The organism is Celeribacter indicus, assembly GCF_000819565.1.
Classification (GTDB): Bacteria; Pseudomonadota; Alphaproteobacteria; order Rhodobacterales; family Rhodobacteraceae; genus Celeribacter; species Celeribacter indicus.
This window is the reverse complement of the sequence record NZ_CP004393.1, coordinates 3,023,815-3,042,894: the sequence shown is the minus strand read 5'-3', so window position 1 is coordinate 3,042,894 and position 19,080 is coordinate 3,023,815. Positions and strand designations below refer to the sequence as shown.

The following is a 19,080-nucleotide window of genomic DNA, read 5'->3' as shown; positions in this document are numbered from 1 at the left end:
ATTTGCGTTTCTCCTACGGCGCCGTTTTTTTTCTCCGGGACGGGTGCATCACGGACGCGCGGTCGCGCGGGCATGGACAAGCGGAGCGCGCGGGATAACACTGCGGGGCGACGGCGAGGCCAGACCCCGGAGACAGCGATGACCCAGAGCGAGACCGCATTCACCACACAGACGACCGAGGCCATTCCCGAAGTTGCGCTCGACTGGCACAGGCGCGGGGCGGGGGCGGTGCTCGCCACGGTGGTCGAGACCTGGGGCAGCGCGCCGCGGCGGGCGGGCAGCCTCATGGCGGTCTCGGGACAGGGCGATATCGCGGGTTCGGTCTCCGGCGGCTGTGTCGAGGGTGCGGTCGTGGCCGAATCGCAGGATCTCCTGGCGGCGGAGCGGCCGGAGGCGAAGCTGCTCGAATTCGGGGTGAGCGACGAGAATGCCTTTGCCGTGGGGCTGGCCTGCGGCGGAACGATCCGCATCCTGCTCACGCCGGTGGGCAGCGTGTTGCCGGCCGGCCTGCTCGAGGAGCTGGTGGCGGCGCGGGCGGCGCGGCGGGCCGTGGGGCTCCTCAGCGATCTGGACAGCGGGCAGCACAGCCTCGTCGGGCCGGAAAGCTATCCCGAACGCTTCGCGGCCGACCGCTCCGGCTGGATCGAGACCGGGTCGCGATGCGTGCTCACCCTGCACAATCCGCCCGCGCGGCTTGCCGTGGTGGGGGCGGTGCATATCGCCCAGGCGCTCGTGCCGATGGCGCGGCTTGCGGGGTTCGACGTGAGCCTGATCGACCCGCGGGGGGCCTTCGCCTCAGAGACGCGCTTTCCCGGCGAACGGATCCGTGACGACTGGCCGGACGAGGCGCTGGCCGATCACGGGCTCGATGCGCATACGGCGGTGGTGACGCTGACCCACGATCCGAAGCTCGACGATCCGGCCCTCCTCGCCGCGCTGCGGTCGGATGCCTTCTACGTCGGTGCGCTCGGCTCCACCCGGACCCATGCCAGGCGGGTCGAACGGCTCGCCGCGGCCGGGCTGGACGCGGCGCAGATCGCGCGGCTGCATGCGCCGGTCGGCCTCGACATCGGGGCGCAGGGGCCGGCGGAGATCGCCGTGTCGATCCTCGCGGAACTGGTGAGCGCGCTCAGGGCGCCGGCGTGACGCTGAGGCGCGCGCCTCGGGACCGTCTCCGCAGCCGCCGCGCCGCGCCGGGCATCAGCCGGGTTTGCGGGCGAGAAAGTCGATGACCGCGGAGCGGCCGACATGGCCGTGCCCTTCGGACAGCTCGGTCTCGAACGCGCGGTTCTCGAGGATCTCATAGCCGGGGAAGGCGGCGGCGAGCATGTCTTCGGTATACATGTTCTCGCGCGCCTTCGGACCGCCTGTGCCATGGTCCACCTGTTTCGGGGTGTAGCCGTGCAGGAGCAACCACCCGCCGGGCGCCGTCGCGCGGTCGATCTCCGCGAAGAGCTGCGCGCGCCGGTCGGGGCCGACGAACTGGATATAGATGCCGGCGACGAGGTCGAACGGCTGCGACCAGTCCCAGCCATCGAGATCGGCCTCGCGTGCATCGACCTCCACGCCCGCCGCCGCGGCGAGGCGCCGGCCTTTCGCAAGCGCGTTCGGTGCGGGATCGAAGGCCGTCACGGCAAGTCCGCGCCGGGCGAGCCAGACCGAATTGCGCCCTTCGCCATCCGCGATGCAAAGCGCGCGGCCCGAGGTCGGGAGCCGGTCGGCGAGACGGGGCAGCACCGCGGCGGGATCGGTGCCGAAGACATAATCGTCCCCGGCATATCGGTCGTTCCAGAAACTCATCGGTCTGCCATTCCCTCAAAAGAAAAGCCCCCGGAGGATCAACCGCCGGGGGCCCGAATTCATGCAGCGTGCCGGATCACGCCTTCGAGGGAAGCGGGCCGATCATCATCACCATCTGGCGGCCTTCCATCTTCGGCATGTTCTCGATCTTGCCGATTTCCTTCACGTCGTCGGCCACGCGTTCGAGCAGGTCGCGCCCGAGATCCTGGTGCGCCATCTCGCGGCCGCGGAAGCGCAGGGTGACCTTCACCTTGTCGCCGTTCTCGAGGAATTTCACCACGTTCTTCATCTTCACGTTATAGTCGTGAATATCGGTGCCGGGGCGAAACTTGACCTCCTTGATCTCGATGGTCTTCTGTTTCTTGCGCGCCTCGGATTCGCGTTTCTGCTGTTCGTATTTGAACTTGCCGAAATCCATGATCTTGCAGACCGGGGGCGTGGCGTTCGGCGAGATCTCGACGAGATCGAGACCGGCCTCGATGGCCATGTCGAGGGCGCGTGCCGGGGTCACGACGCCGATGTTCTCACCCTCTGCACCGATCAGCCGGATCTCGGGCGCGCGAATGCGTTCGTTGACGCGCGGTCCGGTGTCTCTGGTCGGCGGGGCGTTATGCGGTCTGCGGGCTATGGTCGGCTCCTATCGGTGGTTTCACAGGTGTTGCAGGAAAATAAGGCCAAACCACGCCGCTTTCAACCCGATTTCGGCAGCCGATCGCATGGGGGGAAAACCTTGGAACTGAACCCTTTTCTTCGCCCGAGCGGGACTGCATATTATCGGGCGAGGGCGGCAGGGGCCGCCCCTATCAAGGTGAGGACTACACATATGACCAATCGTTTTGTCACCGGCGCGCTCATCACCGGGCTCGCATTGTCGCTGGCGGCCTGCAAGGAAGAGGAAACGCCGGCCGAGTCCGAGACCGGCAGCGCGGTCGAGCAGATGGACGAGGCGGCGGGCAATGCCGTCGAGTCGGCGACCGATGCGGCCAACGAGGCCTCCGATGCGGCCGAGGCGGCGGTAGAGGCGGCGGACGACGCGGCGAACGAGGCGGCCGAGGGGGCGGCGGATGCGGCGTCCGACGCGGCGGCGGACGCGGTCGACGCGGCCAACGAGGCGGTCGATGCGGCCCGGCAGGCGGCGGATGCGACGGTGGAGAGCGCGGGCGAGGCGGCAGAGGACGCGGCCGATGCCGTCACGGATGCCGGGGAGGCTGCCACGGATGCCTCGGATGCGGCAAGCTCCGCGGCGACGCAGGGCGCGGAAGATGCGGCCGAAACGGCGGAGGCTCTTGCCGACACCGCCAACGAAGCCGCCGCGGGCGCGGTCGAGGAAGCCACCACCGCCGGCGAGGCGACCGAGCCGGGCACGCCGGGTGACGGCTATTCCGAGGAGGAGGCGGCCGAGGTGCTGACCACCGACGGGTTTGATCTGGACCGCGCGGTGGAGCTGGTGAATGCCTCGTCGCTGGGCCAGACGGCGAAGGAGACGATCACCACGGCGATGACGCAGGCGCAGGACAATCCCGAACTGCTCGGGCAGATCCTCGCGAATGCGCGCACGCTGCTCGGGATCGAGTGAGCCGCGGCGCAGGCGTTCAGGAGACCCGGTGAAAGCCCCGCTCAGGCGGGGCTTTTGTCATTTGGCGCGCGCGGGCTCAGGCGTCGGATGCGGTGTCCGCTTCGATCCGCCCCCGCCGTCCGAGCCAGCGGGCGACGAGCCAGACGCCGAGCGCCCAGGCCGCACCGAGCGACCAGCCGGCGAGCACGTCCGAGGGCCAGTGCACCCCGAGGAAGACGCGGCTCGCCCCCACCAGCACCGCGATCAGGGCCGCCGTAAGGATGAAAAACGCCCGGATGCGCCGTTTCGGCGTGCTGCGGCTCAGCATGACGGCGAGGGTGAGGTAGGTGACGGTCGCCATCAGCGAATGGCCCGAGGGAAAGGAGGCCGTGGCCACTTCGACCCCGTGGGGCACCAGGTCGGGACGCGGGCGGGAAAAGCCGAGCTTCGTGAGATGGGACAGGGCCTGCCCGCCGAGGATCGCCACGGCGAGAAACAGCGCCGAGGCGCGGCGGCCGTCGAGCAGGAGGTAGATCAGCACCGACAGGGAGATGACCGTGAGCACGGTGACGCCGCCGAGCGCGGTCAGGTCGCGCATCGCGACGGCGAGGCGCCGGCCGCCGATGGGATCGCCCGGATCGTCCGGGTTGCGCAGGGTCAGGAGAAGGCGCTCGTCGAAGGCATGCAGATCGCCCTCGATCATCTCCGCGGCGAGCCCGAAGAAGGCCCAGAGCGCGCCGCCGGTCAGCAGCAGGACGAGAAGCGGCACGAGTTCGATCCTGCGGCCAAGGTTCGCGATCGGGGCGGGGAGGGGCATGGCTTCTCCGTGCGTGTCCATGAGACGGGCGACGTGCTCAAGGTAACCGGGAGCGCCGCGATGTCGAGGGGACGGCACGGACAGGGGACGGGCGCCGGAAGGACGAAGGCCCCGCCGGGGAGGGGCGGGGCCTGTGGTCATGCCAAGGGGGGCGCTGTCCGCCTCAGTCGACGAAGGCCTTCTCGACCACGTATTCCTTCGGTTCGGAATTCGCGCCCTCGCGCAGGCCGAAGCCGTCGAGGATCGCCATGATGTCCTTGTTGAAGGCGAGGTTGCCGCAGACCATGCCGCGGTCGGTCTCCGGGTCGATCGGGGCGATGCCGAGATCCTCGAAGACCTTGCCGGAGCTGAGGTTGTCGGTGACGCGGCCCATGTGGTGAAATTCCTCCCGCGTCGTCGTCGGGTAGTAGCGCAGCTTGCCCTGTTCGATCTCCGAGAGGATCTCGTCGGATTTGATATGCTCGACGAGCTGGCGGCCGTATTCGAGTTCGCTCACCTCGCGGCAGGTGTGCATGAGGATGACCTCGTCGTATTTCTCGTAGACCTCGGGGTCGCGCATCAGCGAGGCGAAGGGCGCGATGCCCGTGCCGGTGGCGAAGAACCACAGCCGCTTGCCGGGCAGGAGCGCATCGACCACGAGCGTGCCCACGGGTTTCGGGCGCAGGATGATCTGGTCGCCCGGCTGGATGTGCTGAAGCCGGGAGGTCAGCGGCCCGTCCGGCACCTTGATCGAATAGAATTCGAGATGTTCCTCCCAGGAGGGGGAGGCGATGGAATAGGCGCGCAGGAGCGGTTTCTGTTTGCCGGTGTTGGGGTCGGGATCGCCCATCAGGCCGATCATCACGAATTCCCCGGAGCGGAAGCGCAGCGAGGCCGGGCGTTCCACCTTGAAGGAGAACAGCCGGTCGTTCCAGTGTGTCACCTCGAGCACGGTCGCGGCATCGGGAAGGGTGGGGACGGGTTTGGATTTGATCTCGGTCACGTCTGTCAGCTCGGTCATCTCGGTCTCTCGCGCCTTTTCAGGGTCGTCTGAACGAATTTCTCGGATGTCTCCCCGGTCCTTGCGGCACCGGCGAGGCACGGCAGGGCGCACTCACGCCCCTTTTGGACTTTCGGATGCCCCGCGTGCAAGGGCTATTCGGGCCGGCGCACGCAAGTGTGCGTTGCACAACTGCGCGCGTCAGGCCCGCGCGCGCAGCCGTGCCTGATAATCATGCGCCCGCCAATCGGCGCGGCGGAGCCATTGCGCCTCGTCCTGCCGCGCGGCCAGGTCGTCGGGGATCTCCACCTCGTCGAATCCCGCGCGGCGTGCCATCGCGTACTGGTCGGCGATGACATGGCCATGGGCGCGCAGCCGGCCGGCGAAGCCCTGGAGCCGCAGAAGCCGGGCGAGGGTGAAGCCGCGCCCGTCGGAGAAGGCGGGAAAGGCGATGCGGATCGCCGCCGCGCCGGCGAATTGCGCAAGCGTGGAAGGATCGGTGTCGGAGGGCAGTTCGAGCCATTCCCCGGTGAAATCCTCGGCGACGAAGCCCATGTCCTGGACGATCTGGGTCATGCTGCATCTCCTTTGAGCGGGCCGCGGACGATCTTGCCGTCCAGAAAGTGGATCCCGCATTCGGTCTTCTCCTCGCCGCGCCAGCGTCCGGCGCGCGGATCCTCGCCCTCCTTCACCGGGCTGGTGCAGGGGGCGCAGCCGATGGAGGGATAGCCCTTCGCCACGAGCGGGTGGCGCGGCAGGCGGTTGTTCACCATGTAATCGCGCAGATCCTCGGGTGCCCAATAGGCGAGGGGGTTGATCTTGATCCGGGTGTCGCCCTCGTTCTCGAAGAAGTCGAGCGTGGCGCGGGTCGCGCCCTGGAAGCGCTTGCGTCCGGTGATCCAGGCGTCGAAATCCCCCAGCGTGTTTTGCAGGGGCACGGTCTTGCGCAGGTTGCAGCAGGCATCCTTGTCGGAAAGGTGCAGCAGCCCCTCCGGGTCATGCGCGTCGAGCGCCGCGGGGGCGGGGCGGATGCGGCGCACGTCGCGCAGGTCGAGCTTTTCGATCAGCTCGAGCTGGTAGTGGATCGTCTCCTCGAAGAGCATCTCCGTGTCGATGAAGATCACCGGCGTGTCCGGCTTCATCACCGAGATCATGTGCAGCAGCACCACGGATTCCGCGCCGAAGGAGGACACGAGCGCGATGCGCCCGAGTTCGCGGTCGCGCAACGCGAGATCGAGCACGGATGTGGCCGAATGGTGCTTGTAGCGCGCGTTGAGGCGCGCCACCCGCTCGTCGACCGTACCGAATTCGTCGTAGAGCGAAACGGTCTGCGCGAGATTATGCTGCATGGGCTTTTTCCTTGCCCGCCTTGGCGTCCTTTTCCGGATAGAGCGCGGTCTTGAACGGATCCATGCCCAAGCGGCGATAGGTCTGGAGGAAGGTTTCCTCCGGCCCCGTGCGCAATTCGAGATAGGCCGCGATCAGCCGCTCGATCGCGGGCACGATCTCGTCATAGGCGAAACCCGGCCCGGTGCGTTCGCCGATCACGGTCGTCTCCGTGCCGTCGCCGCCGAGCGTGATCTGGTAGTTCTCCACCCCCGCCCGGTCGAGGCCCAGGATACCGATATGGCCGACGTGGTGGTGGCCGCAGGCGTTGATGCAGCCCGAGATCTTGATCTTGAGCGGGCCGATCTCGTGTTCGAGCTTCAGTTCGTTGAAGCGTGTGGCGATGCCCTGTGCGACGGGGATCGAGCGCGCCGTGGCGAGCGCGCAGTAATCCATGCCGGGGCAGGCGATGATGTCGGAGACGAGCCCGATATTCGCGGTGGCGAGATCGGCGGCCTTGAGCGCGGCATGGATCGCCGGCAGGTCGGATTTGTGCACATGCGGCAGGATCACGTTCTGCTCGTGGGAGATCCGCAATTCGTCATGGGCGAAGTCGCGCGCGATCTGCGCGAGCGCCCGCATCTGGTCGGCGGAGGCATCGCCGGGCGTCTGGCCGGGCTTCTTCAGCGACACGGTGACGATGGCATAGCCTTCGGCCTTGTGCGCGGCGAGGTTGGTATCGGCCCAGGCGCGGAACACCGGATCGGCCTCATGGGCGCGGGTATAGGCATCGACGGGTTTCGTGACGAAGGCGGGCGGGGCGAAATGCGCCTCGATCTCCGAAAGCATCTCCATGTCGATGCCGCCGAAGGCCGGTTTCACCTGTGCGAACCGCTCCTCGACGCGGGCGCGGATCTCCTCGATCCCGTGCTCGTGCACGGTGATCTTGATGCGCGCCTTGTATTTGTTGTCGCGCCGCCCGAGCAGGTTCCAGACCGACACCGTGGCCTCGAGATAGGGCAGCAGATCCTGGAGCGGGACGAAGTCCTTCAGCGTCTTGCCGACCATCGGCGTGCGCCCGAGGCCGCCGCCGACGATGATCTCCGCGCCGAGCGTGCCGGCGCGTTCGCGCAGCACGAGCCCGATGTCATGGGCGCGCACCACGGCGCGGTCGGCCTCGGCGCCGCTGACCGCGATCTTGAACTTGCGCGGCAGGAACTGGAATTCCGGGTGATCGGTCGACCATTGCCGGATCAGCTCGGCGATGGGGCGCGGATCGGCCACCTCGTCGGCGCTGGCGCCCGCGAAATGATCGGCGGTCACGTTGCGGATCGTGTTGCCCGAGGTCTGGATCGCGTGCATCTGGACATCCGCGAGATCCGAGAGGATCGCGGGCACGTCGGGAAGTTTCGGCCAGTTATACTGGATGTTCTGGCGCGTCGTGAAATGGCCGTAGCCGCGGTCGTAGGTCTCCGCGATATGGGCAAGCTGGTCCATCTGGCGCGAGGAGAGCGTGCCATAGGGGATCGCCACGCGCAGCATGTAGGCGTGGAGCTGGAGATAGAGCCCGTTCATCAGCCGGAGCGGACGGAATTCCTCCTCGGTCAGGCTGCCGTCGATGCGGCGGGCGACCTGGCCGGAGAATTGCGCGACGCGCTCGCGCACGAAGGCTTCGTCGAAGTCGTTGTACCTATACATTGGCCGCGGCCTCCTGCTTGCCGTGGAAGTAGTTGGACGGTCCGGTGCGGCGGAAGTCCTCGCGGAAATGGGTGGGTTCCGGGCCGTTCTCGCCGGGCGCCACATCGGTGAGATAGGCGCCCACGACCATCCTGTCCTTCGCCGCCTCCGCGAGCGCGGCCTCCGCCGCCGCCTGTTCGGTGAAGACCGCGGCATCGGAGAGGGCACGGACCCACTCGCCCGTGGCGGAGAGATAGATCACGTCGCCTTCGAGGAGGGCGTTCGCGGTGATGGCTTTGGGCGTGAACGGGCGCGGCATGGCTCATTTCCAACTTGCGAATTCTTACCTGTAATCTAGAACATTGTCCCTGTAATTGGACATGGCCTCCGGCGAATAAGGACGGAAGTTTCAAACTCTCTTCCGCCGGGGTCCAGAGTTCTGCGAATGGAGGCAAATCCGAAATGGCAGACCAGATCGACGCGATGGACAGGAAAATCCTGGGCGAGTTGCAGCGCGATGCGAGCCAGTCGCTCGATGAAATCGCGCGCAAGGTGGGCTCGTCCAAGACGCCGGTCTGGAATCGGATCCGCAAGATGAAGGAGGCCGGCGTCATCGGCCAGCAGACGGTGATTCTCGACCCGGAGAGCCTGGGCCTCGAGACCTGCTTCTTCGTGCTGGTGAAGACGAGCGCGCATGAGGCGGGCTGGCAGGAGAAGTTCCTGAAGGTGCTGAAGAAGCGCCCGGAAGTGCTCGAGGCGCACCGGCTCGCCGGCGAGATCGACTATATCCTCAAGGTGCGGGTGAAGAACGCGCGCGCCTATGACGCCTTCTACCAGGCGCTGATCAAGGAGGTGACGATCTACAACGTCACCGCGTTGCTGTCGATGGAGGAGATCAAGTCCACCACCGAACTGCCGCTCTGAGGCGCGGCGCGGGGCGTTGAGTATTTTCGGCACAAAGGAAACCCCGTCGGGAGGGCCGGGCGGCGCCGGCCTCAGTGATTGCCCGATCCGGTGAACAGGCCCGCATCCTCGGCCGCCTTGCGCAGGGCGTTGGACTTGTTGACCGTCTCCTGGAATTCGAGCTCCGGGTCGCTGTCGTAGACGACGCCGCCGCCGGCCTGGATATAGAGCTTTTCATCCTTCAGCACGGCGGTCCTGAGCGCGATGCACATGTCCATGTCGCCGCCGGCGGAGAAATAGCCCACGCCGCCGCCATAGACGCCGCGCTTTTCGGGCTCGAGCTCGTCGATGATCTCCATCGCCCGCACCTTCGGCGCGCCCGAGACGGTGCCTGCGGGCAGGCCCGCGAGCAGGGCGGAGAGGGCGTCGTGCTCCTCGGAGAGTTCGCCCACGACGTTGGAGACGATGTGCATGACGTGGGAATAGCGTTCGATGATGAATTCCTCGGTCGGGTGCACCGTGCCGATCTTCGCCACGCGGCCCACGTCGTTGCGGCCGAGATCGAGCAGCATCAGGTGTTCGGCCAGTTCCTTCTGATCCGACAGCAGATCCTCCTCGAGGGCGCGATCCTCCTCGGGCGTCGCGCCGCGCTTGCGCGTGCCGGCGATCGGACGGATCGTCACCTCGCCACCGAAGACCCGCACGAGGATCTCCGGCGAGGCGCCGACGATCTGGAACCCGCCGAAGTTGAAGAAGAACATGAAGGGCGAGGGGTTGGTGCGCCGCAGGCTGCGGTAGAGCGAGAAGGGCGGGAGCGGGAAGTCCTGGGTCCAGCGCTGTGCCGGCACCACCTGGAAGATGTCGCCGGCGGTGATATAGGCCTTTGCCTTCTCCACCGCCTCCTTGTAGCCCTCGTGGGTGAAGTTCGACACGGGCGGCGGGGCGACGAAGCTCTCGCCCAGGTCGTGGGAGGTTTCCGTCGGCGCGCGTTCGAGATCGCGCAGCGCGTCCATCACCCGTTCGGCAGCCTGCGCATAGGCGGCCTTCGCGCTCTGGCCCGATCCGGTCCAGGCCGGGGACACCAGCGTCACCTCGCCCTTCACCCCGTCGAGCACGGCGATCACCGAGGGGCGCATCAGCACCGCGTCGGGCAGGCCGATCGGGTCCGGGTTGACGTCCGGCAGGTGTTCCACGAGCCGGATCATGTCATATCCGAGATAGCCGAACAGCCCCGCGGCGGAGCCCGGCAGGCCGTCGGGCAGTTCGATCCGGCTTTCCTCGATCAGCGCGCGCAGCGAGGCGAGCGGGTCGCGCGCCTCCTGTTCGAAAGCCTCCGGGTCGAAGCGGGCGTCGCGGTTGAGGAAGGCGTCGGTGCCGGCGCATTTCCAGATCAGGTCCGGTTTCATGCCGATGATCGAATAGCGCCCGCGCACTTCGCCGCCGGTCACGGATTCGAGGATGAAACTGTCGGTGCGCGCGCCGGCGAGCTTGAGCATGATCGACACCGGCGTGTCGAGGTCGGCGGCGACCTTGGTATAGACGAGCTGGTTCTTTCCGGCGGTATAGGCGGTCTCGAACGCCTCGAAGGCGGGAATGAGCGTGGCCATGTCTGTCCTGTCTCTTTCTTGCGGCGCGCGGCCTATTGCAGCTGGCTGTGGACGGCGGTGAGCGCGCTGTCGTTCACCGTCACGCCCTCGCGCGTGCGGATGGCGTTGGCAAAGGCGGCGATCGCGTCCTGCGCGGCGCCCTGCGCGGCCGAGGTGATATAGCCCTGGGCGATGGCGGCGTTGTCCTCGTTCTGCTCGGGGGCGTCGATGCGGTTGACCTTCGCGATCACGACCTGTCCCTCGCCGGGGACGATGGTGGTGCCGCCCGCGGTGAGGCCGGGGGCGAAGACCGCGTCGATGAAGCCCTGCGGCATGGAGGCGACATAGCCCTGCCGGGTGATCGCCTCGAAGGTCTCGGAGGGCAGGCCGAGATCGGCGATCGCGGTGCCCGTCGCCACCTGGGTCTCGAGCGCCTCGGCGCGGGCGGTGAGCGCGCGCAGCACGGCATCGGCTTCCCAGTCGGCGCTCACCTGGTCGCGCACCTCCTCGAACGGGCGCAGCGTGGCCGGCACGATCCCGTCGAGGCGCAGGGCGAAGATGCCGCCGTCCGACAGTTCGACGATCTCGGGGAAGTCGCCCTCCTGCACCGCGGCGGCGGCGTTCTGGAAATCGGTATAGGCGGCGATCCCGCCCTCGCTGTCGGGCGTCCAGTCGATCGTGCCGAGGTCCATCGGCGTCTCCGCGGCGAGGTCCTCGAGCGTCGCGCCGGAGGCGAGCAGGTCATCGAATTCCTCGAGCCGGTCGGCGATGAGCCGGGCGGCGGCATCGCCGGCCATCTCGACCGCCAGTTCGTCGCGGGCTTCCTCGAAGGGGATCTCATGGCCTTCGAGCGTGCCGTTCACGCGGTAGAGCGCCGGGCCGAGATCGCTTTCCACCGGGCCGACGACGCCCGTGCCCTCGAGGCCGAACACCGCCTCGGCGGTCGGCGCGGCGAGGTCGTCGCGGCCGACATCGCCCATGTCCGTGTCGATCAGCTCGAGGCCGCGCGCGCGCGCCTCCTCCTCGAATCCGGTCTCGCCCGCGGCGATCCGGTCGGCGGCGGCCTGCGCCTCCTCGGTGCTGCCGAAGACGAGGCGTTCGACGAGGCGGCGTTCGGGCTGCACGTAGGAGGAGATGTTTTCCTCGTAGAGCGCGCGCAGCGCCTCCTCGTTGAGCTCGACCTCGTCGGTCAGCATGGCGGGCGTGACCCAGGCATAGGTGATGCGGCGGGTTTCGGGCGCGGTATAGCTCTCGGGATGGGCGTCGTACCACGCCTCGAGATCGCTGTCGGAGGGCAGGGGCGTGCCGGTCTCAAGATCCGCGGGGGTGAGGGTCGCCACCGAGATCGTGCGGCGTTCGCCGAGCCAGTCCACCACGACCTGACCGTAGGAATTCGGCATGGTGATGCCGGTCGCGAGGGCGCCGGTGAGCACCGCGCGCGCGGCGTCCTTGCGCAGCCCGGCCTCGAAATCCTTGCGGTTCATGCCGTTGCGGGCGAGCAGGTCGCTATAGACCTCGGGATCGAAGCGGCCGCTCACGCCCTTGAACGTGTCGATCGCCATGAGTTCCCGGCGGACCTGGTCGTCGCCCACGGAGATGCCGACCCGTGCCGTCTCCCCGTCGAGTGCGGCCTGGGTGATGAGCTGGGAGAGCACCTGCTGGGACAGGCCGAAGTCGAGCGCCTGCTGGAGCGAGAGCGCCTGTCCGGTCTGCGCCTCGATCCCGCGCATCTGGCTGCGCAGGGCGTTGGCATAGTCGGGGACGGTGATCTCCTCGTCGCCGACGCTGCCCACGCGGTTCACGCCCGAGCCGAAATTCGCGGTCCCGAATCCGCCCAGACCGACGATCAGCAGGGCGAGAATCCCCCAGATGACCATTTTCCCGCCAGATCCCTTGCCGCTCGCCATTGTTCTTCGTCTCCATTCACGATTGGCAAAGTGTCTAGGCGGTCAGGCACCGCTCTGCAAGCGTGAAGGGGAAGGCGATCAGGGTTCGATCGTCGACAGGCGTTCGAAAAGGGTTCCGATCCCGGCGCGGTCGATATTGGCGAAGGCGAGGCGGAGCTGGCGCGGCCCCTGTCTGCTGCCCTCGGGCATGAAGCAGGTGCCGGGCAGGAGCAGCACGCCGGCATGGTCGACATACCAGGGCGCGAGGTCGGGGGAGGGCATGGCGAAAGGGTGTTCGACATAGGCGAAGAAGGCGCCGCAGCCGAGGAGCCGCCAGCCCCGCGCCGAGAGGGCGGCGAAGCCCTCCTCGAGCGCGCGGCGCCGGGCGAGGATCTCCGCACGCTCCGCCGCGACCCAGTCGCCGAGGTTGCGCATTCCCCAGAGCGCGGCGTGCTGGCCGATCTGGTTGGGGCAGATGGTGACGGTGTCGAGATATTTCTCCGCCTCGAAGAGCCGGTCCTCGCCCGCGACGATGGCGCCGACGCGGTGGCCGGTGAGGCGGTAGGCCTTGGAGAAGGAATAGAGCTGGATCAGCGTGTCCTGCCAGCCGGGCTGGCGGAACAGGACGTGGGGCACGGTGTCGCGGCTGTCGAAATCGCGATAGGTCTCGTCAAGCACCAGCGCGATCCGGCGGTCGCGGGCGAGCGCGTAGAAGTTGCTGAGCAGTTCGGAGGGATATTCGACCCCGCCGGGATTGTTGGGCGAGACGAGGACGATGGCGCGGGTGCGCGGGGTGATGAGCCGCGCGGCGGTTTCCAGGTCGGGCAGGAGGCCCGCGCCCGTGGGCAGGGGCACGGCGGTGACGCCCGACATGTCGCACCACATCTTGTGGTTGAAGTACCAGGGCGTCGGGATGATGACCTCGTCCCCGGCGGTCGCGAGCGTGGTCATGACGGCGGTGAAGGCCTCGTTGCAGCCGGAGGTGATGGCGACCTCGGCGGGGGCGACGGGTGCGTGATAGGCGGCCGACCATTGCGTCGCGACTTCGGCGCGCAGCTCCGGCAGGCCGAGCACGGGGCCGTAGAGATGCGCCTCGGGCAGTTCGAGCGCGATCCGCGCGATCTCCTCGCGCAGGGCGCGGGGCGGCGGGTCCATCGGCGCGGCCTGGGAGACGTTCAGCAGCGGGCGCTCTGCGGGAAACTCCTTGCCCGCGATCCACTTGCGGCTTTCGACGATGGGCGAGGGGGCGGTGCGGCTCATCGGGGTTGTCAGCGGCAGCGGCGCGGGGCGGGCCATGTGGCGGTCTCCTTGGTCGTGTCTGTGTCGTGCGGTGTCGTGCGGTCGGTCCTGGAGGACTCTGTGCCTCATCTAGCGGCGGAGCGCGAGAGGGCAAAACGCGCGGCGGCGGCCGGGAGGCGGCGCGCGGGCCGGTCCCGATCACAAGCCGCCTTCGCGCTGTGCAAAAATCGTCCAGCGGATCAAATTTCGGGCGCTGCGGCGGCAGGGCGGGGAGAGTGGGGCCGCGGTTACGGGTCTTTAACCCGTTTCGTCCCTAGATCACCACAGGCATGCGGCGCGGAAGGCGCCGGAGAAGGCGTCCCGACGGAGGACCGCGTGCGAGGCACGGCAGCAGGTTTCAGAGGATCGACAGGTATGGCATCGGACAAGGACACGGACAGGGATATCGTGATCGCGGATCTGACGGCGGCGCTCGAGGCGGCGCGGGCGGGGGAGGCGGGGCGCGTCGAGCGCCTGACGGAGCGGATCCGCGACCGCTCCTATCAGCTCGAGCCGCGGCAGGCGGCCTATATGGTGCGCGCCGCCTGTACGGAGATCGAGCGGGTGCTGCGGATGGCGGACGAGGCGCAGGGCGTCTGGACCGCGCTTTCCGCCATCGCGCGGGTCGAGGACATGTTCCGCCGCGTCGGCTCGGCCAGCGACGCGGCCTGACCGGCGCGGGCCGGATCGGGTCCGGTGTGTCCGGGGTCAGTCGCGCCCGCGATAGGGCTGCACATATTGCAGCGCCATGTCCCAGGGAAAGAAGATCCAGGTGTCCTGCGACACTTCGGTGATGTAGCTGTCGACCTGCGCGCGGCCCTTCGGCTTGGCGTAGACCGTGGCGAAATGCGCCTTCGGATAACGGGCGCGGCAGAGTTCCAGGGTCTTGCCGCTGTCGACGAGATCGTCGATCACGAGGATGCCTTCGCCGTCGCCCATCAGGTCGGGGTCGGGCGCGTTGAGCACCTGGGGCTCGGTCTGGGTCTGATGGTCGTAGGATTTGACGGAGATCGTGTCGACCGTGCGGATGTCGAGCTCGCGGGCGATGATCATCGCGGGGGCCATGCCGCCACGGGTGATCGCGACGATGGCGCGCCAGGCTCCGTTGTCCGGCCCCTTGCCGTCGAGCCGCCAGGCGAGCGCGCGGCTGTCGCGGTGGATCTGGTCCCAGCTGACGTGAAAGCCTTTTTCATGCGGCAGGATGTCGGACATCTTCGGAAACCTCTTTTTCGGGCGGCTGGACTGTCCCCGGCGGGACGGTCGGGGCGGTTGCCGTGCCTTTTGACGAAAAACGCAGCCTGCGGCAAGGCATACCGCAAGCTGCGCCGGAATTTGCCGGAGCCGGGGATCAGTCCTTGGACATGTCCGGCGCGTCGACCGCCTTCATCCCCACGACGTGATAGCCCGCGTCGACGTGATGGGTTTCGCCCGTGACCCCCGCGCCGAGACCGGACAGCAGGTAGAGTGCCGAGCCGCCCACATCGTCGATCGTGACGTTGCGGCGGAGCGGGGAGTTGTATTCGTTCCACTTCATGATGTAGCGGAAATCGCCGATGCCGGAGGCGGCGAGCGTCTTGATCGGCCCGGCGGAGATCGCGTTCACGCGGATGCCGTCCTTGCCGAGATCTTCGGCGAGATAGCGCACCGACGCCTCGAGCGCGGCCTTCGCCACGCCCATCACATTGTAATGCGGCATCACCCGTTCGGCGCCGTAATAGGTCATCGTCAGCATCGCGCCGCCATCGGGCATGAGCTTCGCGGCGCGCTGCGCGACGGCGGTGAAGGAAAAGACGGAGATGTCCATCGTCAGGTTGAAATTCGCCCGCGTGGTGTCGACATAGCGGCCGCGCAGCTCGTTCTTGTCGGAAAAGCCGATGGCGTGGACGACGAAGTCGATCTTGCCCCATCTGTTCTTGATGTCGGCGAAAAGCGCGTCGATGGAGCCTTCGTCGGAAACGTCGCATTCCACCACGAAATCCGACCCGAGGCGCGCAGCGAGCGGATCGACCCGCTTCTTGAGCTGTTCGCCCTGATAGGAAAAGCACAGCTCCGCGCCCTGTTCGGAGAGGGCCCTGGCGATGCCCCAGGCAATCGACTTGTCGTTGGCGAGGCCCATGATCAGCCCGCGTTTGCCGTCCATCAGTTTGGTCATGGGTGGCCTCAACCTTTTGTCGTTTTTCGGTGAAAGCTGCTTTAGGGCTTTTGTCGGACCCTATCAAGCCTGCCGCACGGAAATTCATGACGCAACGTTATTCGCGGCATCGCGCCCGCATTTTGCGGGGTTGTTGCGGACGGGTGATCGCGCTATCGAATGCGGGCGAGACAGGAGAGCTGACATGGGTCCACGCAGGGGCATCTTTGCCGGGGAGAACCCGTTCGAGATCGCGCGCCGCTGGCTGGCGGAGGCCGAGGCGGCCGAACCGAACGATCCCAATGCGATCGCGCTGGCGACGGTCGATCCGGAGGGGCTTCCGAACGTGCGCATGGTGCTCCTGAAGGAGATCGCGCCGGACGCCTTCGTCTTCTTCACCAATTACGAGAGCGCGAAGGGCGAGGAGATCGAGGCCAGCGGCAAGGCCGCCTTCGTGATGCACTGGAAGAGCCTGCGCCGGCAGGTCCGGGTGCGCGGCACCGTCCTGCGCGAAAGCGCGGACCGGTCGGACGCCTATTACGGCTCGCGCGCGCTCGGCAGCCGGATCGGCGCCTGGGCCAGCCGGCAGTCGCGCCCGCTGTCCTCGAAGGCCGCGCTGATGGAGGCGGTCACGCGCGAGGGGCTGAAGCGGGGCACGCATCCGGAGCGGCCGCCCTTCTGGGGCGGCTACAGGATCGTGCCGGTGGAGATCGAATTCTGGGCGGACGGGGAGTTCCGGCTGCACGACCGGTTCCGCTGGCGCCGGGCGGATCCGGAGGCCGGCTGGGACGTCCAGAGGCTCAGTCCGTGAGCAGAACAGGTGTTTCGAGGGCGCGCGAGTGCCGGTTGACGCGAGGTAAGCTGGGCGTTTGACCGAAAAGTTATATAAGGGGGGCCTTGATCCTCGCGCCTGTTTGGCACAGGGTCGGCGTTGGGATGAGGGGCACGAGCCCCGACGTGTTTGGGCCGGTGCGTCTCGCGCCGCCCGTCTGAGTATGGACTAATGAACGATACGAACTTGGGGAAAGTCGTCTCGGGCCATGTGAAATGGTTCGATCCGTCGCGAGGATTTGGTTTCGTCGTCGCGGACGACGGTGGCCCGGACATTCTGTTGCATGCCAATGTCTTGCGGAATTTCGGTCAGAGTTCCGTCGCCGATGCGGCGGTGATCCGCCTGTCGGTGCAGAAGACCGACCGGGGCGTGCAGGCCGTGGAAGTGCTGGAGATCTCGCCGCCCGCAAATCCCGGCGGTCCGCAGCTCGAGGATCTCGAACAGATCATCGGCGCGGAGCGTGACCTGCCGCTCGAGCCCGCGCGGGTGAAGTGGTTCGACAAGGGCAAGGGATTCGGCTTTGCCAATGTCTTCGGCCGTCCCGAGGACATCTTCATCCATATCGAGGTGCTGCGCCGGTCCGGCCTGGCCGACCTCCTGCCGGGCGAGGCCGTGGGGCTGCGCGTGATCGAGGGGCGGCGCGGACGGATGGCCGCCCATGTTGCCGCCTGGGACAGCGCGGTGCGGGAAAATGACATCGGAACGTGAGCGGGGAGGGCGGATGCGCCGGGCGCTCTGGGCGTTCGTGCTCGTCCTTCCGGGCACGCTCTCCGCGCAGGAGGCGTGCCGGCCCGACGAGGTGGTGATCCTCGACGGTGGGAGCGGTGCGGCGCAGGCCCGTTTCAGCGTGGAAATCGCCGATGACGCGCCGGAGCGCGCGCGCGGCCTCATGCACCGCGAAAGCCTTGCGCAGTCGCATGGCATGCTGTTCGTCTACGAGGCGCCGCAACAGGTGGCCTTCTGGATGGAGAACACGCTGATCCCCCTCGACATGATCTTCACCGACCGGACGGGGCGGGTGACGCGGGTGCATGACAGCGCGGTGCCGCTCGACCGCACCCCCATTCCCGGCGGCGACGAGGTGCTTGCCGTGCTGGAGATCAACGGCGGGCTCGCGGCGGCGCTCGGCATCGGTCCGGGCGACATGCTGCGCCATCCCGTCTTCGGGGCGGAGGCCGCCGCGCCCTGCGCGGGCGAATAACCTCTTTTCAACGCCATCGGCAGCGGGTAGGACAGGCGCACGGTCGGGGCGTGGCGCAGTCTGGTAGCGCACCTGTTTTGGGTACAGGGGGTCGTGAGTTCGAATCTCGCCGCCCCGACCATCTTTCCTGATGTCGATAGCCGGGGCACGTGGTTTGCCCGTCGCACATGACCGGGGAGGTGCCCATCCCGGTTATAGCGAGTTGCTGACGCATCCGCCCATGTGCCCTGCCAACTGCCGGGCGGCGTCACCCTGGCTGCTCCAATCGTCCGTGATCTCACCAAGATACGCCCGGCGCGCATAATCCAGTGTCATGGCATCCGAGGCCGAGAGGCGCGGAATCGCCCAGTCGGCGGCGGCATCCTTCGTGACGAACACCCCGGTGCTGGCCGTGTGCCACATCCGCGCAAGCGTCAGCAGGACATTGCGCTCGTCCCCATGCAATCCATCCAGCAAATCCGGCAGCGCACCGCGCATGGCCTGACGGATATGCTCCGGCGAAACTTCTGGCAGCAGGTCATCCCCTGGCGGTCCGAGCAAGGGAATGGCCTGCTGACGGGCCTGTGCGATCACCAGTGAATACTCGGGATCGTGTTCAGGCATCGGGCTCTCACCGGCCTCGAACGCGTCCCGCAGCCATTCTCCATAGACGAATTCGGCCCGCACTGGGTGGTCGCCTCGGGCAAGGTCGGAGCGGCGAAATATCATGACCTCTAGGCAGCGTGGGCCTCCGGGCACGGCAGGGTGGCGTCCGGAAAGGTGCAGCAAGTTCCTCAGCAGACCGTTGCGCTGGTTCCCGGTCAGCTCGGATTCAACCACTGCCAGAAGATCAATGTCGCTCTGCGGCCGGAGGCCGCCCGACACTGCCGACCCATGCAGATACACACCGAGTAGCGCATCGCCGAGACTGCGCTGCAAGATCAGCAAAGCCGACTGGATCTGTTCTGTCTGATGGGGTGCCCTCTGCATGATGTTCTTCTAACGGCCATGGCTCATCATCGGAAGGCAGCTCTGTCCGGGGGGGGCTCGGATGGGCTTGCCGCGGCCTCGAAGCCGGAAGCAGACCACAGGTCAAGCGCTGAGCCTGCGGCCTGCCCGCGAGGGAGTTT

General features: G+C 67.4%; 21 protein-coding genes and 1 tRNA gene. 8 read left to right on the top strand and 14 right to left on the bottom strand.

Annotated elements, in window-relative coordinates; genetic code table 11:
• Positions 1–138 precede the first annotated feature (138 nt).
• Complete coding sequence (locus P73_RS15155) at positions 139–1,146, top strand: XdhC family protein (protein WP_052453320.1); 1,008 nt, start codon at positions 139–141, stop codon at positions 1,144–1,146.
• 54 nt (positions 1,147–1,200) lie between these two features.
• Here the strand turns inward: P73_RS15155 and P73_RS15150 are convergent, their stop codons facing one another.
• Together P73_RS15150 and infC are read right to left on the bottom strand one after the other, a co-directional pair.
• Positions 1,201–1,800 carry an SAM-dependent methyltransferase gene (locus P73_RS15150; RefSeq protein ID WP_043870217.1) on the bottom strand — a complete coding sequence of 200 codons (600 nt, stop codon included), beginning with the start codon at positions 1,798–1,800 and terminating at the stop codon, positions 1,201–1,203.
• Positions 1,801–1,876: 76 nt separating this feature from the next.
• A complete protein-coding gene (gene infC / locus P73_RS15145) occupies positions 1,877–2,341 on the bottom strand; it encodes a translation initiation factor IF-3 (protein WP_245629286.1) in 465 nt (154 codons plus the stop codon).
• Positions 2,342–2,623: 282 nt separating this feature from the next.
• Here infC and P73_RS24495 point away from each other — a divergent pair, with 282 nt between their 5' ends.
• Positions 2,624–3,376, top strand: a complete 753-nt coding sequence (locus P73_RS24495; protein ID WP_052453319.1) for a hypothetical protein — start codon at positions 2,624–2,626, stop codon at positions 3,374–3,376.
• A gap of 76 nt (positions 3,377–3,452) precedes the next feature.
• Here the strand turns inward: P73_RS24495 and P73_RS15135 are convergent, their stop codons facing one another.
• The 6 genes from P73_RS15135 to P73_RS15110 all read right to left on the bottom strand — a co-directional run bounded on the left by P73_RS15135 (position 3,453) and on the right by P73_RS15110 (position 8,473).
• Positions 3,453–4,172, bottom strand: coding sequence for a phosphatase PAP2 family protein (locus P73_RS15135; RefSeq protein ID WP_043870215.1), 720 nt, complete (start codon positions 4,170–4,172; stop codon positions 3,453–3,455).
• 163 nt (positions 4,173–4,335) lie between these two features.
• Complete coding sequence (locus P73_RS15130) at positions 4,336–5,172, bottom strand: ferredoxin--NADP reductase (RefSeq protein WP_043870214.1); 837 nt, start codon at positions 5,170–5,172, stop codon at positions 4,336–4,338.
• A gap of 180 nt (positions 5,173–5,352) precedes the next feature.
• Positions 5,353–5,727 (bottom strand): DUF934 domain-containing protein, encoded by a 375-nt coding sequence (locus tag P73_RS15125; RefSeq protein WP_043870213.1) that lies wholly within the window; start codon positions 5,725–5,727, stop codon positions 5,353–5,355.
• Positions 5,724–6,500, bottom strand: a complete 777-nt coding sequence (locus tag P73_RS15120) for a phosphoadenylyl-sulfate reductase (RefSeq protein ID WP_043870212.1) — start codon at positions 6,498–6,500, stop codon at positions 5,724–5,726. The genes P73_RS15125 and P73_RS15120 overlap by 4 nt, the downstream gene beginning before the upstream one ends.
• Positions 6,490–8,175 carry a nitrite/sulfite reductase gene (locus P73_RS15115; RefSeq protein ID WP_043870211.1) on the bottom strand — a complete coding sequence of 562 codons (1,686 nt, stop codon included), beginning with the start codon at positions 8,173–8,175 and terminating at the stop codon, positions 6,490–6,492. The genes P73_RS15120 and P73_RS15115 overlap by 11 nt, the downstream gene beginning before the upstream one ends.
• The gene (locus tag P73_RS15110) at positions 8,168–8,473 is read right to left on the bottom strand and encodes a DUF2849 domain-containing protein (RefSeq protein ID WP_043870210.1); all 306 of its coding nucleotides are present in this window, start codon (positions 8,471–8,473) and stop codon (positions 8,168–8,170) included. Before P73_RS15110 ends, P73_RS15115 begins: the two co-directional genes overlap by 8 nt.
• A 143-nt stretch (positions 8,474–8,616) precedes the next feature.
• On the opposite strand from P73_RS15110, the gene P73_RS15105 reads away from it, so the two are divergent.
• A complete protein-coding gene (locus P73_RS15105) occupies positions 8,617–9,078 on the top strand; it encodes an Lrp/AsnC family transcriptional regulator (protein ID WP_043870209.1) in 462 nt (153 codons plus the stop codon).
• Positions 9,079–9,149: 71 nt separating this feature from the next.
• Here P73_RS15105 and trpE read toward each other — a convergent pair whose 3' ends face one another.
• The 3 genes from trpE to P73_RS15090 all read right to left on the bottom strand — a co-directional run bounded on the left by trpE (position 9,150) and on the right by P73_RS15090 (position 13,825).
• The gene (gene trpE, locus P73_RS15100; RefSeq protein ID WP_043870208.1) at positions 9,150–10,664 is read right to left on the bottom strand and encodes an anthranilate synthase component I; all 1,515 of its coding nucleotides are present in this window, start codon (positions 10,662–10,664) and stop codon (positions 9,150–9,152) included.
• A gap of 32 nt (positions 10,665–10,696) precedes the next feature.
• On the bottom strand, positions 10,697–12,550 hold the full coding sequence (locus P73_RS15095; protein ID WP_043870207.1) for a peptidylprolyl isomerase: 1,854 nt from the start codon (positions 12,548–12,550) through the stop codon (positions 10,697–10,699).
• A gap of 78 nt (positions 12,551–12,628) precedes the next feature.
• Positions 12,629–13,825 (bottom strand): aminotransferase, encoded by a 1,197-nt coding sequence (locus P73_RS15090; RefSeq protein WP_043870206.1) that lies wholly within the window; start codon positions 13,823–13,825, stop codon positions 12,629–12,631.
• 357 nt (positions 13,826–14,182) lie between these two features.
• Between P73_RS15090 and P73_RS15085 the strand changes: the two genes are divergently transcribed.
• Complete coding sequence (locus P73_RS15085; protein ID WP_043870205.1) at positions 14,183–14,479, top strand: hypothetical protein; 297 nt, start codon at positions 14,183–14,185, stop codon at positions 14,477–14,479.
• Between the two features lie 36 nt (positions 14,480–14,515).
• Here the strand turns inward: P73_RS15085 and gpt are convergent, their stop codons facing one another.
• Both gpt and fabI read right to left on the bottom strand, forming a co-directional pair.
• Positions 14,516–15,019 (bottom strand): xanthine phosphoribosyltransferase, encoded by a 504-nt coding sequence (gene gpt / locus P73_RS15080; RefSeq protein WP_043870204.1) that lies wholly within the window; start codon positions 15,017–15,019, stop codon positions 14,516–14,518.
• Between the two features lie 136 nt (positions 15,020–15,155).
• Complete coding sequence (gene fabI / locus P73_RS15075) at positions 15,156–15,959, bottom strand: enoyl-ACP reductase FabI (protein WP_043870203.1); 804 nt, start codon at positions 15,957–15,959, stop codon at positions 15,156–15,158.
• Positions 15,960–16,143: 184 nt separating this feature from the next.
• On the opposite strand from fabI, the gene pdxH reads away from it, so the two are divergent.
• The 4 genes from pdxH to P73_RS15055 all read left to right on the top strand — a co-directional run bounded on the left by pdxH (position 16,144) and on the right by P73_RS15055 (position 18,092).
• Complete coding sequence (gene pdxH / locus P73_RS15070) at positions 16,144–16,749, top strand: pyridoxamine 5'-phosphate oxidase (protein WP_043870202.1); 606 nt, start codon at positions 16,144–16,146, stop codon at positions 16,747–16,749.
• A gap of 192 nt (positions 16,750–16,941) precedes the next feature.
• On the top strand, positions 16,942–17,478 hold the full coding sequence (locus tag P73_RS15065; protein WP_043870201.1) for a cold-shock protein: 537 nt from the start codon (positions 16,942–16,944) through the stop codon (positions 17,476–17,478).
• Positions 17,462–17,971 carry a DUF192 domain-containing protein gene (locus P73_RS15060; protein ID WP_245629180.1) on the top strand — a complete coding sequence of 170 codons (510 nt, stop codon included), beginning with the start codon at positions 17,462–17,464 and terminating at the stop codon, positions 17,969–17,971. The genes P73_RS15065 and P73_RS15060 overlap by 17 nt, the downstream gene beginning before the upstream one ends.
• Before the next feature lie 44 nt (positions 17,972–18,015).
• A tRNA-Pro gene (locus P73_RS15055) sits at positions 18,016–18,092 on the top strand.
• A 71-nt stretch (positions 18,093–18,163) separates the two neighbouring features.
• On the opposite strand, the gene P73_RS15050 is transcribed toward P73_RS15055, so the two are convergent.
• The gene (locus tag P73_RS15050) at positions 18,164–18,940 is read right to left on the bottom strand and encodes an aminoglycoside nucleotidyltransferase ANT9 (RefSeq protein WP_043870199.1); all 777 of its coding nucleotides are present in this window, start codon (positions 18,938–18,940) and stop codon (positions 18,164–18,166) included.
• Between the last annotated feature and the right edge of the window lie 140 nt (positions 18,941–19,080).

Coding starts and splice junctions, on each gene's coding strand:
- gpt (WP_043870204.1), bottom strand. CDS start 15,019: ATGTCCGACATCCTGCCGCATGAAAAAGGCTTTCACGTCAGCTGGGAC.
- P73_RS15085 (WP_043870205.1), top strand. CDS start 14,183: ATGGCATCGGACAAGGACACGGACAGGGATATCGTGATCGCGGATCTG.
- fabI (WP_043870203.1), bottom strand. CDS start 15,959: ATGACCAAACTGATGGACGGCAAACGCGGGCTGATCATGGGCCTCGCC.
- P73_RS15155 (WP_052453320.1), top strand. CDS start 139: ATGACCCAGAGCGAGACCGCATTCACCACACAGACGACCGAGGCCATT.
- P73_RS15060 (WP_245629180.1), top strand. CDS start 17,462: ATGACATCGGAACGTGAGCGGGGAGGGCGGATGCGCCGGGCGCTCTGG.
- P73_RS15125 (WP_043870213.1), bottom strand. CDS start 5,727: ATGACCCAGATCGTCCAGGACATGGGCTTCGTCGCCGAGGATTTCACC.
- P73_RS15090 (WP_043870206.1), bottom strand. CDS start 13,825: ATGGCCCGCCCCGCGCCGCTGCCGCTGACAACCCCGATGAGCCGCACC.
- P73_RS15150 (WP_043870217.1), bottom strand. CDS start 1,800: ATGAGTTTCTGGAACGACCGATATGCCGGGGACGATTATGTCTTCGGC.
- P73_RS15115 (WP_043870211.1), bottom strand. CDS start 8,175: ATGTATAGGTACAACGACTTCGACGAAGCCTTCGTGCGCGAGCGCGTC.
- P73_RS15135 (WP_043870215.1), bottom strand. CDS start 4,172: ATGCCCCTCCCCGCCCCGATCGCGAACCTTGGCCGCAGGATCGAACTC.
- pdxH (WP_043870202.1), top strand. CDS start 16,144: ATGGGTCCACGCAGGGGCATCTTTGCCGGGGAGAACCCGTTCGAGATC.
- P73_RS24495 (WP_052453319.1), top strand. CDS start 2,624: ATGACCAATCGTTTTGTCACCGGCGCGCTCATCACCGGGCTCGCATTG.
- P73_RS15065 (WP_043870201.1), top strand. CDS start 16,942: ATGAACGATACGAACTTGGGGAAAGTCGTCTCGGGCCATGTGAAATGG.
- P73_RS15110 (WP_043870210.1), bottom strand. CDS start 8,473: ATGCCGCGCCCGTTCACGCCCAAAGCCATCACCGCGAACGCCCTCCTC.
- P73_RS15050 (WP_043870199.1), bottom strand. CDS start 18,940: ATGCAGAGGGCACCCCATCAGACAGAACAGATCCAGTCGGCTTTGCTG.
- trpE (WP_043870208.1), bottom strand. CDS start 10,664: ATGGCCACGCTCATTCCCGCCTTCGAGGCGTTCGAGACCGCCTATACC.
- P73_RS15120 (WP_043870212.1), bottom strand. CDS start 6,500: ATGCAGCATAATCTCGCGCAGACCGTTTCGCTCTACGACGAATTCGGT.
- P73_RS15130 (WP_043870214.1), bottom strand. CDS start 5,172: ATGACCGAGCTGACAGACGTGACCGAGATCAAATCCAAACCCGTCCCC.
- P73_RS15105 (WP_043870209.1), top strand. CDS start 8,617: ATGGCAGACCAGATCGACGCGATGGACAGGAAAATCCTGGGCGAGTTG.
- P73_RS15095 (WP_043870207.1), bottom strand. CDS start 12,550: ATGGCGAGCGGCAAGGGATCTGGCGGGAAAATGGTCATCTGGGGGATT.